General features: G+C 35.5%; 16 protein-coding genes. 14 read left to right on the forward strand and 2 right to left on the reverse strand.

All coding sequences use genetic code 11. The annotated features are described in order from the left end of the window. The first annotated feature begins 8 nt into the window (after window positions 1–8). Genes atpG through atpC form a run of 3 tightly spaced genes read left to right on the forward strand, consistent with a single transcriptional unit; the run spans window position 9 to window position 2,770 of the window. The gene (gene atpG / locus CALKRO_RS06520; RefSeq protein ID WP_013430257.1) at window positions 9–887 is read left to right on the forward strand and encodes an ATP synthase F1 subunit gamma; all 879 of its coding nucleotides are present in this window, start codon (window positions 9–11) and stop codon (window positions 885–887) included. Between the two features lie 45 nt (window positions 888–932). Continuing rightward, complete coding sequence (atpD, locus tag CALKRO_RS06525; RefSeq protein WP_013430258.1) at window positions 933–2,336, forward strand: F0F1 ATP synthase subunit beta; 1,404 nt, start codon at window positions 933–935, stop codon at window positions 2,334–2,336. 20 nt (window positions 2,337–2,356) lie between these two features. Continuing rightward, on the forward strand, window positions 2,357–2,770 hold the full coding sequence (gene atpC / locus CALKRO_RS06530) for an ATP synthase F1 subunit epsilon (protein ID WP_013430259.1): 414 nt from the start codon (window positions 2,357–2,359) through the stop codon (window positions 2,768–2,770). A gap of 34 nt (window positions 2,771–2,804) precedes the next feature. On the opposite strand, the gene CALKRO_RS06535 is transcribed toward atpC, so the two are convergent. Beyond that, window positions 2,805–3,338: a hypothetical protein gene (locus CALKRO_RS06535; protein ID WP_013430260.1), complete on the reverse strand. Its 534-nt coding sequence runs from the start codon at window positions 3,336–3,338 to the stop codon at window positions 2,805–2,807. Between the two features lie 149 nt (window positions 3,339–3,487). Here CALKRO_RS06535 and CALKRO_RS06540 point away from each other — a divergent pair, with 149 nt between their 5' ends. The 8 genes from CALKRO_RS06540 to CALKRO_RS06575 are packed head-to-tail and all read left to right on the forward strand — an operon-like array spanning window position 3,488 to window position 9,215. Then, window positions 3,488–4,339, forward strand: a complete 852-nt coding sequence (locus CALKRO_RS06540; protein ID WP_013430261.1) for a DUF5685 family protein — start codon at window positions 3,488–3,490, stop codon at window positions 4,337–4,339. After that, window positions 4,339–4,914, forward strand: coding sequence for a J domain-containing protein (locus CALKRO_RS14015; protein ID WP_013430262.1), 576 nt, complete (start codon window positions 4,339–4,341; stop codon window positions 4,912–4,914). Before CALKRO_RS06540 ends, CALKRO_RS14015 begins: the two co-directional genes overlap by 1 nt. A gap of 15 nt (window positions 4,915–4,929) precedes the next feature. Then, on the forward strand, window positions 4,930–6,204 hold the full coding sequence (locus CALKRO_RS06550; protein ID WP_013430263.1) for a M16 family metallopeptidase: 1,275 nt from the start codon (window positions 4,930–4,932) through the stop codon (window positions 6,202–6,204). Window positions 6,205–6,221: 17 nt separating this feature from the next. After that, complete coding sequence (gene dut, locus CALKRO_RS06555; protein WP_013430264.1) at window positions 6,222–6,665, forward strand: dUTP diphosphatase; 444 nt, start codon at window positions 6,222–6,224, stop codon at window positions 6,663–6,665. Window positions 6,666–6,686: 21 nt separating this feature from the next. Beyond that, window positions 6,687–6,923, forward strand: a complete 237-nt coding sequence (locus CALKRO_RS06560; RefSeq protein ID WP_013430265.1) for a PRC-barrel domain-containing protein — start codon at window positions 6,687–6,689, stop codon at window positions 6,921–6,923. After that, window positions 6,920–7,510 carry a hypothetical protein gene (locus CALKRO_RS06565; protein ID WP_013430266.1) on the forward strand — a complete coding sequence of 197 codons (591 nt, stop codon included), beginning with the start codon at window positions 6,920–6,922 and terminating at the stop codon, window positions 7,508–7,510. The genes CALKRO_RS06560 and CALKRO_RS06565 overlap by 4 nt, the downstream gene beginning before the upstream one ends. Next, a complete protein-coding gene (locus tag CALKRO_RS06570) occupies window positions 7,507–7,995 on the forward strand; it encodes an Lrp/AsnC family transcriptional regulator (RefSeq protein ID WP_013430267.1) in 489 nt (162 codons plus the stop codon). Before CALKRO_RS06565 ends, CALKRO_RS06570 begins: the two co-directional genes overlap by 4 nt. Next, window positions 7,992–9,215 carry an aminotransferase class I/II-fold pyridoxal phosphate-dependent enzyme gene (locus tag CALKRO_RS06575; RefSeq protein ID WP_013430268.1) on the forward strand — a complete coding sequence of 408 codons (1,224 nt, stop codon included), beginning with the start codon at window positions 7,992–7,994 and terminating at the stop codon, window positions 9,213–9,215. The genes CALKRO_RS06570 and CALKRO_RS06575 overlap by 4 nt, the downstream gene beginning before the upstream one ends. Here the strand turns inward: CALKRO_RS06575 and CALKRO_RS06580 are convergent. Then, complete coding sequence (locus CALKRO_RS06580) at window positions 9,157–10,038, reverse strand: RluA family pseudouridine synthase (protein WP_013430269.1); 882 nt, start codon at window positions 10,036–10,038, stop codon at window positions 9,157–9,159. The two genes, CALKRO_RS06575 and CALKRO_RS06580, sit on opposite strands and share 59 nt — an antisense overlap. A gap of 121 nt (window positions 10,039–10,159) precedes the next feature. On the opposite strand from CALKRO_RS06580, the gene era reads away from it, so the two are divergent. From era to CALKRO_RS06595, 3 genes are all read left to right on the forward strand, one after another. After that, on the forward strand, window positions 10,160–11,062 hold the full coding sequence (gene era, locus CALKRO_RS06585; RefSeq protein WP_013430270.1) for a GTPase Era: 903 nt from the start codon (window positions 10,160–10,162) through the stop codon (window positions 11,060–11,062). 7 nt (window positions 11,063–11,069) lie between these two features. Continuing rightward, window positions 11,070–11,804, forward strand: coding sequence for a DNA repair protein RecO (gene recO, locus CALKRO_RS06590; RefSeq protein WP_013430271.1), 735 nt, complete (start codon window positions 11,070–11,072; stop codon window positions 11,802–11,804). Window positions 11,805–11,865: 61 nt separating this feature from the next. Next, entirely contained in the window at window positions 11,866–13,161 is a 1,296-nt protein-coding gene (locus CALKRO_RS06595; RefSeq protein WP_148222770.1) for a glycine--tRNA ligase, read from the forward strand. The last annotated feature ends 24 nt before the right edge of the window (window positions 13,162–13,185 follow it).

Genomic DNA, 13,185 nt, shown 5'->3' on the forward strand with positions numbered 1-13,185 from the left:
ATTACAAGATGGCGAACAAAACAAGATGGATAAAATCAAGGATCAGAAGTGTCAATGAAACAAAAAAGATAACAAGGGCAATGTATCTTATCTCTGCATCAAAGGTGAAAAGGCTCAGAGATAGACTCGATAGCACAAGACCTTATTTTGAAAAGGTAAATGAGTTTATGAAAGATCTGATTTTACATGGAATAAAAACCCCGCACATTCTTTTTGAAGGGTCGTATAAAGAGGGGAAGAAGAAAATAGGAGTTATAGTTATCAGTGGCGACAAAGGGTTATGTGGTGGGTATAATGCAAACGTTCTGAAAAGTACAATCAGCTTATATGAAAATTTAGCGAAAGAAGCGGATGTGACGTTTTTTCCTGTAGGTGTGGTAGGTCGAAACTTTTTAGTTCGTCATGGATATCAAGTTGAAGAAGATTTTAATTATCAAACACAGTCTGTTTCTGTAAAGTTTGCAAGACTCATTTCGCAAAAGATTGTGAAAAAATATTATACTGGTGAAGTTCATGAAGTTTACATCATTTACACAAAACTTGTTTCAACCATAAGACAAGAAGTTACTGTCAAAAAGCTTTTGCCTCTCGATAAGACAGAATTTGGTATAGAAGATGACAAAAGCGATGAGATGATAATCTACGAGCCAGACCCAGTTTCTGTACTTGACATCGTTATTTATGAATACATCAAAGGAATTATCTTTGGGGCTATGATGGACTCATATGTGAGTGAACTTGCTGCAAGGATGACAGCAATGGACAATGCAACAAAAAGTGCTGATGAGATGATACAAAAACTTATTTTAAAACTCAACAGAGAACGTCAGGCTGTGATTACCCAAGAAATTTCAGAAATTATAAGTGGTGCTGCAGCTTTGAAATAATATTTTTAACAATCTTGATTTTAGTTTGAGGGAGTGTAGTCAAAAATGGAACAAAATGTAGGGTATGTCGTCCAGATTATAGGACCTGTTATTGATATACGATTTGAGAGTGAAAATTTACCAGCCATCAATAATGCTATTGAAATTCACTTTGATGGTAAAAAACTTGTTGCTGAAGTTGCTCAGCATCTCGGGAATGACACTGTTCGATGTGTGGCTTTGGGTTCAACAGACGGACTTAGAAGAGGTGTAAAGGCAATAGACACAGGTGGACCTATTAAAGTACCTGTGGGGAGAGGAACGCTGGGTAGGATATTTAATGTATTGGGAGAGCCTATTGACAATAAAGGTGAAGTAGTAGCTTCAGATTACTGGCCCATTCACAGAAGTGCACCGTCGTTTGAAGAACAGGTACCTGCAGTTGAAATTTTCGAAACGGGTATAAAAGTTATTGATCTTTTAGCTCCGTACGCAAAAGGTGGTAAGATAGGACTTTTTGGCGGTGCGGGCGTTGGTAAGACTGTCCTTATAATGGAGCTTATAAGAAATATAGCAACAGAGCACGGGGGTTTTTCAATTTTCACAGGTGTGGGTGAAAGGACAAGAGAAGGTAACGACCTTTGGCTTGAGATGAATGAGTCTGGTGTTATAGAAAAGACTGTATTGGTGTTTGGTCAGATGAACGAGCCGCCTGGGGCAAGAATGAGAGTAGCTCTGACCGGGCTTACCATGGCAGAATATTTCAGAGATGTAGAAGGGCAAGATGTTCTTTTGTTCATTGACAATATCTTCAGGTTCATCCAAGCAGGATCTGAAGTGTCAGCGCTTTTAGGAAGAATTCCTTCGGCAGTTGGGTATCAACCAACACTTGCAAACGAGGTAGGGGCATTACAGGAAAGAATAACATCTACAAAAAAAGGCTCAATTACATCTGTTCAAGCAATATATGTACCTGCAGACGATTTAACTGATCCAGCACCTGCTACAACTTTTGCTCATTTGGATGCAACAACAGTTTTGTCAAGACAGATTGCTGAGCTTGGAATATATCCTGCGGTTGATCCTCTTGATTCAACCTCACGTATACTTGATCCGCGAATTGTGGGAGAAGAACACTATTATGTTGCAAGGACTGTGCAGCAAATACTTCAAAGATATAAAGAGCTGCAGGACATTATTGCTATTTTGGGTATGGATGAGCTATCAGAAGAAGATAAACTGATTGTCTACAGAGCAAGAAAAATTCAGAGATTTTTGTCACAGCCATTCTTTGTTGCTGAAGCTTTCACAGGAAGACCTGGAAGGTATGTGAAGCTGAAAGACACTATAAGAGGGTTCAAAGAGATAATTGAAGGGAAGATGGATCATATTCCTGAACAGTATTTCTACATGGTAGGAACAATAGATGAGGTATATGAAAACTACGAAAAAGACATGAAAAGCAAGTAAATTTTGAGGTGAATTTAAAGATGGCTGAATTTGAATTAGAGGTTCTCCAGCCTGAAAGGGTATTTTTTAAAGATAAGGTTGAAATGATAGTTTTGAGAACAATAGATGGTGAAATAGGTATTATGGCAAACCATCAGCCTATTGTTGTTCCCATTGGTATTGGAAAGTTGAGGATAAAAAAAGATGGAAAGTGGAGAGAAGCAGCCATTGCTGGTGGTTTGCTTGAGGTAAAAAATAATAAGGCAACAATATTGAGTGATGCTGTAGAGTGGCCAGAGGAAATAGACAGACAAAGAGCACTTTTGGCAAAAGAAAGGGCAGAAAAGAGACTTGAGCAGAAACTTCCTCCTGATGAATATGAAAGGTACAGGGCAGCACTGTACAGAGCACTAAACAGGCTAAAACTTGCCGAAGAAAATAAAAAGGAGATATAAAAAGGGCAGTGCAATTTTCTTTGCACTGCCTCATTTATTTTTTCTTTTTTCCTTTTTTCTTTTCAGATTTTGTTTCCTTTTTTGATTTGTTATTTGTCTCTTCTTCAGATGAGGAATTTTCATCTTCAATCTCAGATTTTTCTTCATAGTCCTCTGATTCTTCCTTTATATCTTCATCATCCAATAGAATTTCTTCTTCTACTTCTAATTCTTCTAAATCTAATGGTGCGTCAACAAGGTCAAGTTCTTCATCAGGTAGCTGAGTTAGAATATCTGGTTCTATATCTACAAAATCATTTTCAAATAACTCTGAGCCAGTTTCTTCCTTGACTACTTCTTCTTCAATTTCAGAGTCATCAACAACTCCAGTGAGCAGCCTTTCTTCAAAGCAAGACTCACACATGTCTTGGTCTTCTGGAATATACTCTTCATGACAATATGGGCATAGTTTCATGTTTGCCTCTGTAACCTTTTTTAGCTGTTCTAAGTCCTTTTTGCACACAGGGCACAAATCTTGATCATCCGGAATTCTATTAAGTTCGCATCTTGGACAGTATTTATAACCCATTTTCTTTCCCCCTAAAATGTGATATGCTATCACAATAATATTAATTACTCTTCAAGAAAAAATCAACTAAAATTTGCTTAACATTATTAATCATTTTTGCTACTATAAAAACATAGGAAGTAAGAGAGAAAAGGAGAAGAGAGAATTTAGTGTTCGGATATGTGGTTCCTTATAAGCCAGAACTAAAAGTGCGAGAATATGAATATTACAAGGCAGTTTACTGTGGTATATGTCTTCAGACAAGAAAGATAGGAAACCTTCCGCGAGTATTTCTTAACTATGATTTTGTTTTTTTGTATCTTGTACTAAAAGAACATTTTAAAGTCAAAGATGAGTTAGGAAAAACAAGGTGTATTGCTCACCCACTTAAGGAAAGGTTCTTTTTGAAACCTAATGAAATCTTGGAATATGTGAGCAACCAAATGGTTTTTTTGAGTTTTTTCAAGCTTTATGATAATATTCTTGATGAAAAGAATGTATTTAGTTATATTCCTTATAGTATTCTGAAATTGTATATAAATAAGATAACAAAATCACATCGAGAACCGTTTGAGAAGATAAAAGAATTGTTTAAAAAACAAATGTCTCTTGAGAAAAATGGCTATAAAAGTATAGATGAACTTGCACACAATTTTGGTAATATTTTAGCCGAAATATTTGCTTACAATGACCAAGAACTTTTGAAACAGATTGGGTATTATACAGGTGTGTGGGTATACATCATCGATGCTATTGACGACTATATTGATGATGTGAAGAAAAAGAGATATAATTGTCTGAAATACCACTTTGAAAAGTGTAGGCAGGATAAAAGACTTTTTGAATATGAACTCAGCATTCTGAAGGTAAGTTTGGAAAATTATCTTGCCATATTAAGCGACTATATTAAGGGGTATAATAATTCAATACTGGACAACATTGTTCAGGTAGGTATGTACTCAAAAACACAGCAGGTCTTAGAGCGTTTTACAACAAACTTCTTTAAGGAGTTGAAGGAGTAATGAGAGACCCATATGAGGTTTTGGGTGTGAGAAAAGGTGCTTCAAAGGAAGAAATAAAAAAAGCTTATCTTGATCTTGTAAAAAAGTACCATCCCGATAAGTTTAAGGACAATCCTTTAAGAGAACTTGCAGAAGAAAAGTTAAAAGAGATAAATGAAGCATATAATATCCTTATGAACGATCAATATTCAAACTATGAATACTCTACATACGAACAAACCTCTCTCTACCAACAGGTGAGAGACTTGATTATGCAGGGTAATATAGCTCAAGCAGAAAGTCTGCTAAATCAAAACCCTCGAAATGACGCAGAATGGTTCTATTTGATGGGAATAATATATCAAAAAAGAGGATGGATAAATCAAGCATACCGATTTTTTCTTGAAGCCTATAATCGTGACCCTGGAAATTATGAGTACAGACGCGCAAAAGAACAGTTTGAAATGGCTTCAAGAAATTATGAATGGTCAGCATACAATAGGGGATATAGAAGACATGATGACTGCGACATTTGTACAATATGTCAGATAATTGCATGTTGGGAATGTTGTTGTGATAACGATATAGGTTGCTAAGGAGGTTTCCTTTTTGTGATAAAACTTCACACACTTTCAAACGGTATAAGGCTTGTATATGAAAAAATTGATACAGTAAAAACTGTGAGTATAGGGATTTGGGTCTTGGCTGGTTCAAGGTATGAGACAAAAAAGATAAATGGAATTTCTCATTTTATAGAGCATATTTTATTCAAAGGCACTAAAAATAGAAGTGCGAAAGAAATTGTATATGAAATTGAATCAATTGGTGGACAGATAAATGCTTTTACTGCAAAGGAGTATACATGTTTTTATGTAAGGGTTTTAGATGAGTTTTTACAAAAAGGTTTTGATATTTTGTCAGACTTAATTTTAAATCCTGTCATTGCTTTAGAAGAGATGGAAAAAGAGAAAACAGTAATTATTGAAGAAATCAACATGACAAAAGAGGACCCTGAAGAGATACTGTATCAGTCACTTAATAATTTGATATGGAAAAACCAGACTCTTTCGTATCCTATAATTGGAAAAGAATCAACTGTAAAAAAGATAGATAGAAATAAAATTGAAAATTATATGAGAGAAAGATATATTCCTCAAAACATTGTAATATCTGTTGCTGGTAATTTTGAAGAAGAGAAGCTTATAGAGTTTGCAGAGATGTACTTTGGAGATTGGAAGTGTTCAAACAGTAAAAAAGATAGCTTTGATTTTATTTCAAAACCAGCTTTTAATAGAGGTGCTGTCATTAAAAACAAGAAGGTTGACCAAGCTCATTTGGCAATTACATTTGAAGGTTTTGGGCAGGAAGATGAAAAGGTGTATGAGCTTTTGGTTTTATCCAATATTCTTGGTGGGGGAATGAGCTCACGGCTTTTCCAGCGAATAAGAGAGGAGTTGGGACTTGTATATAGCATAACCTCGTTTGTGAGCACATTCAAAGATGCTGGAGTTCTTATTATCTATGCAGGAACAAACCCGAAAAATATTTCAGCAGTATACAAAGAAATCATGAGTCAGCTACGTCTCTTTTTAAAAGGAGAAATCTTACTTGATGAGGTTGAAGTTGCCAAACAGCAGATAAAAGGGAGTATTATATTTGGTCTTGAAAACACAAGCAGCCGAATGTCAAATATGGGGAAAAATATGTTACTTTTAAACAAAATTATGGAACTTGAACACATTACAAAGATTATAGATTCAATTGACTATATAAAGGTTATTGACACAGCAAGAGAAGTTTTATCAAAGGAATTTTCAGTTGCTGTTGTTGGGAATAAAAGAGAAATGGATTTAAAAATCTTTGAACAAAGAATATTGACACAATAGAAAGGAGAAAGGCATTTATGGTCCTGAGGGTAAAAAGAGCAAAGGATGCAAAGGATCTACCGCTTCCAACATATATTTCAAGCGGGGCGGCGGGAATGGATCTGTTTGCGTGTGTTGAAAAAGAAGAGATTATAAACCCTGGTGAGATAAAGCTCATCAGAACAGGTCTTTACATTGAACTTCCGGAAGGATATGAAGCGCAGGTACGACCTCGCAGTGGCCTTGCTTTAAAACATGGTATCACTGTTTTAAATTCTCCTGGAACAATCGATAGTGATTACAGGGGGGAGATAGGAGTAATATTAATTAACCTTGGCAATGAACCTTTTGTAGTAAAGAGAGGAGATAGGATAGCTCAGATGGTAATATCAAAGTTTGAAAGGGTAGCAAAGATCGAAGAGGCAGAAGAGCTATCAACAACCTCCAGAGCAGACAGAGGATTTGGTTCAAGTGGTTTATAGAAAAGGTAGGTGGGTAAAAGTATGCTTTTGAGCGAAATAAAAAATTCAAAACCCGTTGTATCTCAGCAGTCAGGCAGAATTGTAGGAAGTTCTGAGTTGTTAGAGTTAATAATTGACGACGAAGGGAATATACTGAGCATTGAGCTAAAAAAGAAACGGGGATTTAGGTGGGAGACAGAAGTAATTCCATGGAATGATATTATTGTGATAGGTGAGGATGTAATAATTGCAAATATAAAAGAGGAGGAACCTGAATGATTCTTCCAACCTCTCTTTTTGGCTTTTCAAAGTCTCAAGTGAGAAGTTATATTGAAAATCTTACCCAAAGTTTTGAAAATTTAATTTCTAAGCTTGATAGAGAAAGAGACCTTTTGACTTTAGAAAACGAAAGACTTGCAAAAGAGATAGAAAAGTTTAAAAAGAATTTGTCTAATTTACATATCAAGGATATCGAATATTATAAAGCTTTCATTGAGGACTTTTTTGTAAGCGAATGGGAGGAATACTATTCAAAAAAAGCACAAGAAGTTCAGATAGAATATTCAAAAACCTTAGATGAACTTGAAAAGATTAAAGAAAGTATAATTCAGCATATTCAATATCTTGAAAAATACAAAGAAGAAATCTTAAAAAGACTTTACAATTTGGTAGATGAAATAGAAAGATTTTTAGACGACGATGAGCGTTTGCCAGCCAAAAAATTACAAAAAGACTTTTATGTGGACGATGAGTTGATACTACCTGCAGGAGTTGTTATAAACCATGAGGTAATTGAAAGTATGAGGGAGAAAGGCTTTTTGATTGAATTTTTGAAACATCTTGCAAAGGAGGAGGAAGAAGAATGAACATTGAAATAAAGGTTTTGGAGATTTTAGAACAAAATCCAAAACTCTCTGCTCAAGAGATTGCAGTAATGCTTGGCGAAGATAAGGAAAACATTGAAGAGGTTATAAAAAAGCTTGAACAAGATAAGGTTATTGTAAAGTATCATACAATTGTAAACTGGGAAAAAACTGAAAAAGAAGTGGTTGAAGCAATTGTTGAGGTGAAAGTAACTCCCCAGAGAGGGTTTGGTTATGACGCCATTGCTAAAAGAATTTATAAGTTTCCTGAAGTAAAAGCTGTATATTTGCTTTCGGGAGATTATGACCTGCACGTTGTTGTAGAGGGCAAGAGCATGAAAGATATTGCTCAGTTTGTTGGTTCTAAACTTGCACCACTTGAATATGTTCTTTCAACAGCAACCCACTTTATTATGAAAAAGTACAAAGATGCAGGTGTGATACTTGAAGATGGCGAAAAGGACGACAGGGAGGTTATAACACTGTGAGTAATTTAGAAAAATATATTTCAAAGAGCGTTCAAAGCGTTCCACCCTCAGGTATTAGGAAATTTTTTGATATTGTATCTGAAATGAAGGATGCCCTATCACTTGGAGTTGGTGAACCTGATTTTGTAACTCCATGGAACATTCGCGAGATGGGGATATATTCTATTGAAGAAGGACATACCCACTATACATCAAATTTCGGGCTTCTGGAGCTGAGAAAAGAGATTAGCAGGTATTTGAAAGATAGATTCGACCTTAGTTATCCAAATTACAGAGATCAGATTTTAGTAACTGTTGGGGCAAGCGAAGCAATCGATATTGCTTTAAGAAGTATAGTAAATCCTGGTGATGAGGTTTTGATTCCTGAACCCTGTTTTGTTTCATACAAACCATGTGTAATTTTTGCAGGTGGTGTACCGATAGAGATTGAAACAAGACCGGAAAACGACTTTAAACTTAGAGCAGAGGATATTTTGCCCAAAATATCTTCCAGAACTAAGGCTATTATTTTATCTTATCCCAATAACCCAACAGGTGCTATTATGACAAAAGATGATTTAAAAGAAATTGTTGACATATTAAAAGATAAAGATATCTTAGTAATTTCCGACGAAATATATGCTGAGCTTACATATGAAGGAAGCCATGTTTCAATTGCTAATTTCCCTGAAATGAAAGAAAAGACTATTGTTATAAATGGTTTTTCAAAAGCCTTTGCCATGACAGGTTGGAGACTTGGATTTGTTGCTGCCAATGAGGTTTTTATTAAAGCGATGGCAAAGGTACATCAGTACATTATAATGAGTGCTCCTACATTTTCTCAGTATGCTGCTATTGAAGCACTTAAAAATGGGCTTTCAGAGGTTGAGAAAATGAAAGAGGAGTATAACAGAAGAAGACGCTACATGGTGAACAGATTTAACAAGATGGGACTTGAGTGTTTTGAACCAAAAGGCGCATTTTATGTTTTTCCATCTATAAAGTCCACTGGTCTTCCTTCTGAGGAGTTTGCAGAAAGGCTTTTGTACGAACAAAAAGTAGCAGTTGTGCCAGGTACTGCATTTGGGAGGTCAGGAGAAGGGTTTATAAGATGTTCATATGCCTATTCGATTGAAACCATAAAACAAGCTTTGGACAGAATAGAAAAGTTTGTTTTAAGTCTCAAAACTCAAGGTGTCTTCCAGCAAACTCATGAAAATAATGTGGTAGTGGAGAAGTAATATCGTAGGCTTTATTACTAATTAGTTTGAAATTAAATCTTATTGAATAAGCGTGAAGAAGCAAAGGAGTATTTTGTGTTTTTTCTTTACCGTAAATACAATCTCCCACAATTGGATGACCAATTGATGATAAGTGAACTCTTAGTTGATGTGTTCTGCCCGTTATTGGTTTTAACTTTAACACTGAAAAGTTTTCAAAAGTATCAATAACTTCGTAGTAGGTGAAGGCAAAACTTCCATCTTGATGAATTTCTCTTTTGATGCCATCATCTGAGCGTTTAATGGGTTTTTCAATAAGCCCGCTTTTTTTTGTGAGTATTCCGTGAACAATTGCAATATATGTCTTATCAACTCGTCTTTTTTCAAACTCATATGAAACGATGCTGTGAAAGTAAGAATTTTTAGCAAATACAACTATCCCTGATGTATCTTTATCTAACCTGTTTATAATGTGTGAAGTAAGGTTTTTAGAATTTAAATAATACTCAACATAGTTTGCGATTGTATCAAAGTAATGTCCTTTAGAAGGGTGTGAAGGTAAACCAGAAGGTTTGTTTACAAATAAAAAGAAGTTGTCCTCATACAATATGTCTATGCTTCCTTCAACAGGAACTATGTTTGATTTGGAAAATATCAAATCGACTTCAATTACAGCATTTTCTTGTGGATATTGATGCACAGAATAGATTGGAGGAATAAACCTTATTTGACCATGTGCCTTTAACCTGCTCATCAGCGTTGAAGAAAAAAAGAGTCTTTTTTGCAATATTTGTTTATATGTCATGTTCAAATCTTCTTTTTTTACCACGTATATTAGCTTCATAGAGTTTTTTCATCCTTCCTGTTAAAATTTTTTAACATATGATATGATAATTTATTGAGAGTATCAATAGCTACCACTTTTAAAACAATTATATCACAATACAATAGAGGTGATATGCTCTATGGCATTCAAATCTGGATTTGTTGCCTTAATTGGCCGCCCTAATGTTGGTAAATCTACTCTTATGAACTACCTTGTTGGTAAAAAGATCTCTATTATTTCTCCCAAACCGCAGACAACCAGAAACAGTATAAAGGGTATCCTTACCTTAGAAGATGCTCAGATTATATTCATCGACACACCAGGTGTTCATCCTCCAAAGAACAAGTTGGGTGAGTATATGGTAAAAGTGTCTGAGAAGACTTTAAAAGAAGTGGATTTGATTTTGTATATTGTAGAAGCAATTGACAATGGAATTGGACCATGGGATGAAGCAATAATAGAAAGGTTAAAGGAAGTGGAAACTCCTAAGATTCTGGTTTTGAACAAATCTGACCTTGCTTCAAAAGAGAATATAGAGATACTGAAAAGCATTTTCTCAACAAAACTGAATTTTGAATCTATAGTTGACATAGCCGCAATTAATGGGTACAATTGTGACCTGCTTCTTGACAAAATAAAAGAGCTACTTCCAGAAGGGCCAAAGTATTATCTTGACGATATGACAACTGATGTGAGAGAAAGCTTCATTGTAGCAGAGATTATAAGAGAAAAGATTTTGCTCAATCTTTCTGAAGAAGTACCGCACGGGGTTGGAATTGCAATTGAGAGGTTTGCAGAAAGAGAAAACAAGGATATACTGGATATTGAAGCCACCATCTATTGTGAAAAAGATTCGCACAAAGCAATAATTATTGGTAAAGGCGGTCAGATGCTTAAGAAAATTGGAATGCAAGCACGGGAAGAGCTTGAGATGATATTCGGAATAAAAGTAAATCTTCAGCTTTGGGTAAAAGTTAAGAAAAACTGGAGAGATGACATCTCTGCCATGAAAATGCTCGGTTATAACCTTAAAGAGGTCTGAGGAATAGATGAAATTAATTAAAACTAAAGGAATTGTGCTAAAAGAGACAAACTTTGAAGAGTCGAGTAAGATTTTGACTGTGCTCACAAGCGATTTTGGCAAAATTCAAGTTTTATCGAAAAATTGTAGAAGGCTATTGAGTGTTTTGTCTGCTTGTTCTCAGCCGCTCATGTTCTGTGAGTTTGTTATAAGAAAAACAAAGGATATATACTCAATTTCTTCAGCATCTGTGATTGAATCATTTTTTGAACTGTCTCAAGATGTAAATCTTGCAATTTATTCGGGATATCTTATTGAACTTGTTGACAGTTTCTTGGAATTTGAACAAAAAAATGAGGATGTTTTAAGGCTTCTTTTGAACTCTCTTTATCTTCTGAAAAAAGGAAAAGACCCTGAAATGGTCAGTAGGATATTTGAAATAAAAATTTTAGTATATACTGGTTTTTTCCCTCAGTTTACCCAGTGTGTAAAGTGTCAGAGAAAGGACATTACAAGAGCGTTCTTTTCTTTCAAATACGGTGGTCTTACTTGCGAAAAGTGCAAAGAAGAGAACGATATAGAAATTGAGATTGAAGTTGTAAAGAGTATTTTGGTTATTGTAGCAACCAACTTAAAAAAGCTCAACAAGATTTCGCTTGACAGGTCTTTGAATAACAAGATAAAGACCATAACGCTACCATATATTAAAATGGTGCTGCAAAAAGATATCAAAATTCTTGATTTTTTTAGGTTTATACAATAAAATAAATTCGACTCTTGATAAAATAATAAAGTTTGAAGGTGGTAAGAGCAATATGGTGACAATGGATGAAATAGTTGCCCTTTGCAAACGTCGTGGATTTATATTCCAATCAAGCGAGATATATGGTGGACTTAATAGCTGCTGGGACTATGGTCCTCTTGGTGTAGAGATGAAAAATAACATAAAAAGATTGTGGTGGAAAGCAAACGTCCAGCTCAGAGACGATGTTGTGGGGCTTGACTCGAGCATCTTGATGAACCCAAAGGTGTGGGAAGCAAGCGGACACTTGAGCAATTTTGCCGATCCTATGGCTGACTGCAAGATTTGCAAAAAAAGATGGAGAGTGGACCAGCTTCAAGAGTACAAATGCCCTGAGTGCGGCGGTGAACTTACCGAGGCAAGGATGTTCAACCTTATGTTCAAAACATTTATGGGACCAGTGGAGGACGAGTCGGCAGTAGTATATTTGAGACCTGAAACAGCACAAGGTATTTTTGTAAACTTTGTTAATGTCCAGCAGACCATGAGAAAAAAGCTTCCTTTTGGAATTGCTCAGATTGGTAAGTCGTTCAGGAATGAAATCACGCCTGGTAACTTTATTTTCAGGACAAGAGAGTTTGAACAGATGGAAATAGAGTATTTTGTAAAGCCAGGGACTGATGAGTACTGGCACAAACACTGGATTGAGCAAAGGATAAACTGGTATTACAATCTGGGAATAAGAAAGGAAAACTTAAGAGTTCGTGAGCACGGCAAGGACGAGCTTGCACACTATGCAAAAGCATGTGTGGACATTGAATATTTATTTCCGATGGGATGGTCTGAACTTGAAGGTATTGCAAACAGGACAGACTTTGACCTAACACAGCATCAAAAATACAGTGGCGAAAATTTAACATACTTTGACGATGAGACAAAACAAAGGTATATTCCATATGTAATTGAGCCATCTGCAGGCGTGGACAGATCTTTACTTGCATTTTTAATTGATGCATATGAATACCAGCAGATAGATAAAGATGACTTTAGAGTGGTACTTCACCTTCATCCTGCAATTGCACCTGTAAAAGCTGCTGTGTTCCCGCTTATGAAAAAAGAAGAGCTTGTAAAAAAAGCAAGGGAAATTTACAATGAGCTTAAATATAAGTGGATTGTTCAATACGATGAAAGTGGTAGCATAGGTAAAAGATATAGACGACAAGATGAGATAGGAACACCGTTTGGGATCACAGTGGATTATCAGACTTTAGAAGATGAAACTGTTACAATAAGAGATAGGGATACAATGGAGCAAGTGAGGGTGCATATAAAAGAAATAATTCCTTACCTTGAAGAAAGAATTGAGGTAAAGTTTTAAACAAAATATATTCTCAAACTGCAA

This window comes from Caldicellulosiruptor kronotskyensis 2002, from assembly GCF_000166775.1.
GTDB lineage: Bacteria > Bacillota > Thermoanaerobacteria > Caldicellulosiruptorales > Caldicellulosiruptoraceae > Caldicellulosiruptor > Caldicellulosiruptor kronotskyensis.

Bases quoted from the DNA above. Each gene is read 5' to 3' on its own strand.
- atpG (WP_013430257.1), top strand. From the start codon at position 9: ATGGCGAACAAAACAAGATGGATAAAATCAAGGATCAGAAGTGTCAAT.
- CALKRO_RS14015 (WP_013430262.1), top strand. From the start codon at position 4,339: ATGAGAGACCCATATGAGGTTTTGGGTGTGAGAAAAGGTGCTTCAAAG.
- CALKRO_RS06535 (WP_013430260.1), bottom strand. From the start codon at position 3,338: ATGGGTTATAAATACTGTCCAAGATGCGAACTTAATAGAATTCCGGAT.
- atpD (WP_013430258.1), top strand. From the start codon at position 933: ATGGAACAAAATGTAGGGTATGTCGTCCAGATTATAGGACCTGTTATT.
- recO (WP_013430271.1), top strand. From the start codon at position 11,070: ATGAAATTAATTAAAACTAAAGGAATTGTGCTAAAAGAGACAAACTTT.
- CALKRO_RS06595 (WP_148222770.1), top strand. From the start codon at position 11,866: ATGGATGAAATAGTTGCCCTTTGCAAACGTCGTGGATTTATATTCCAA.
- CALKRO_RS06580 (WP_013430269.1), bottom strand. From the start codon at position 10,038: ATGAAGCTAATATACGTGGTAAAAAAAGAAGATTTGAACATGACATAT.
- CALKRO_RS06565 (WP_013430266.1), top strand. From the start codon at position 6,920: ATGATTCTTCCAACCTCTCTTTTTGGCTTTTCAAAGTCTCAAGTGAGA.
- dut (WP_013430264.1), top strand. From the start codon at position 6,222: ATGGTCCTGAGGGTAAAAAGAGCAAAGGATGCAAAGGATCTACCGCTT.
- atpC (WP_013430259.1), top strand. From the start codon at position 2,357: ATGGCTGAATTTGAATTAGAGGTTCTCCAGCCTGAAAGGGTATTTTTT.
- CALKRO_RS06570 (WP_013430267.1), top strand. From the start codon at position 7,507: ATGAACATTGAAATAAAGGTTTTGGAGATTTTAGAACAAAATCCAAAA.
- CALKRO_RS06560 (WP_013430265.1), top strand. From the start codon at position 6,687: ATGCTTTTGAGCGAAATAAAAAATTCAAAACCCGTTGTATCTCAGCAG.
- era (WP_013430270.1), top strand. From the start codon at position 10,160: ATGGCATTCAAATCTGGATTTGTTGCCTTAATTGGCCGCCCTAATGTT.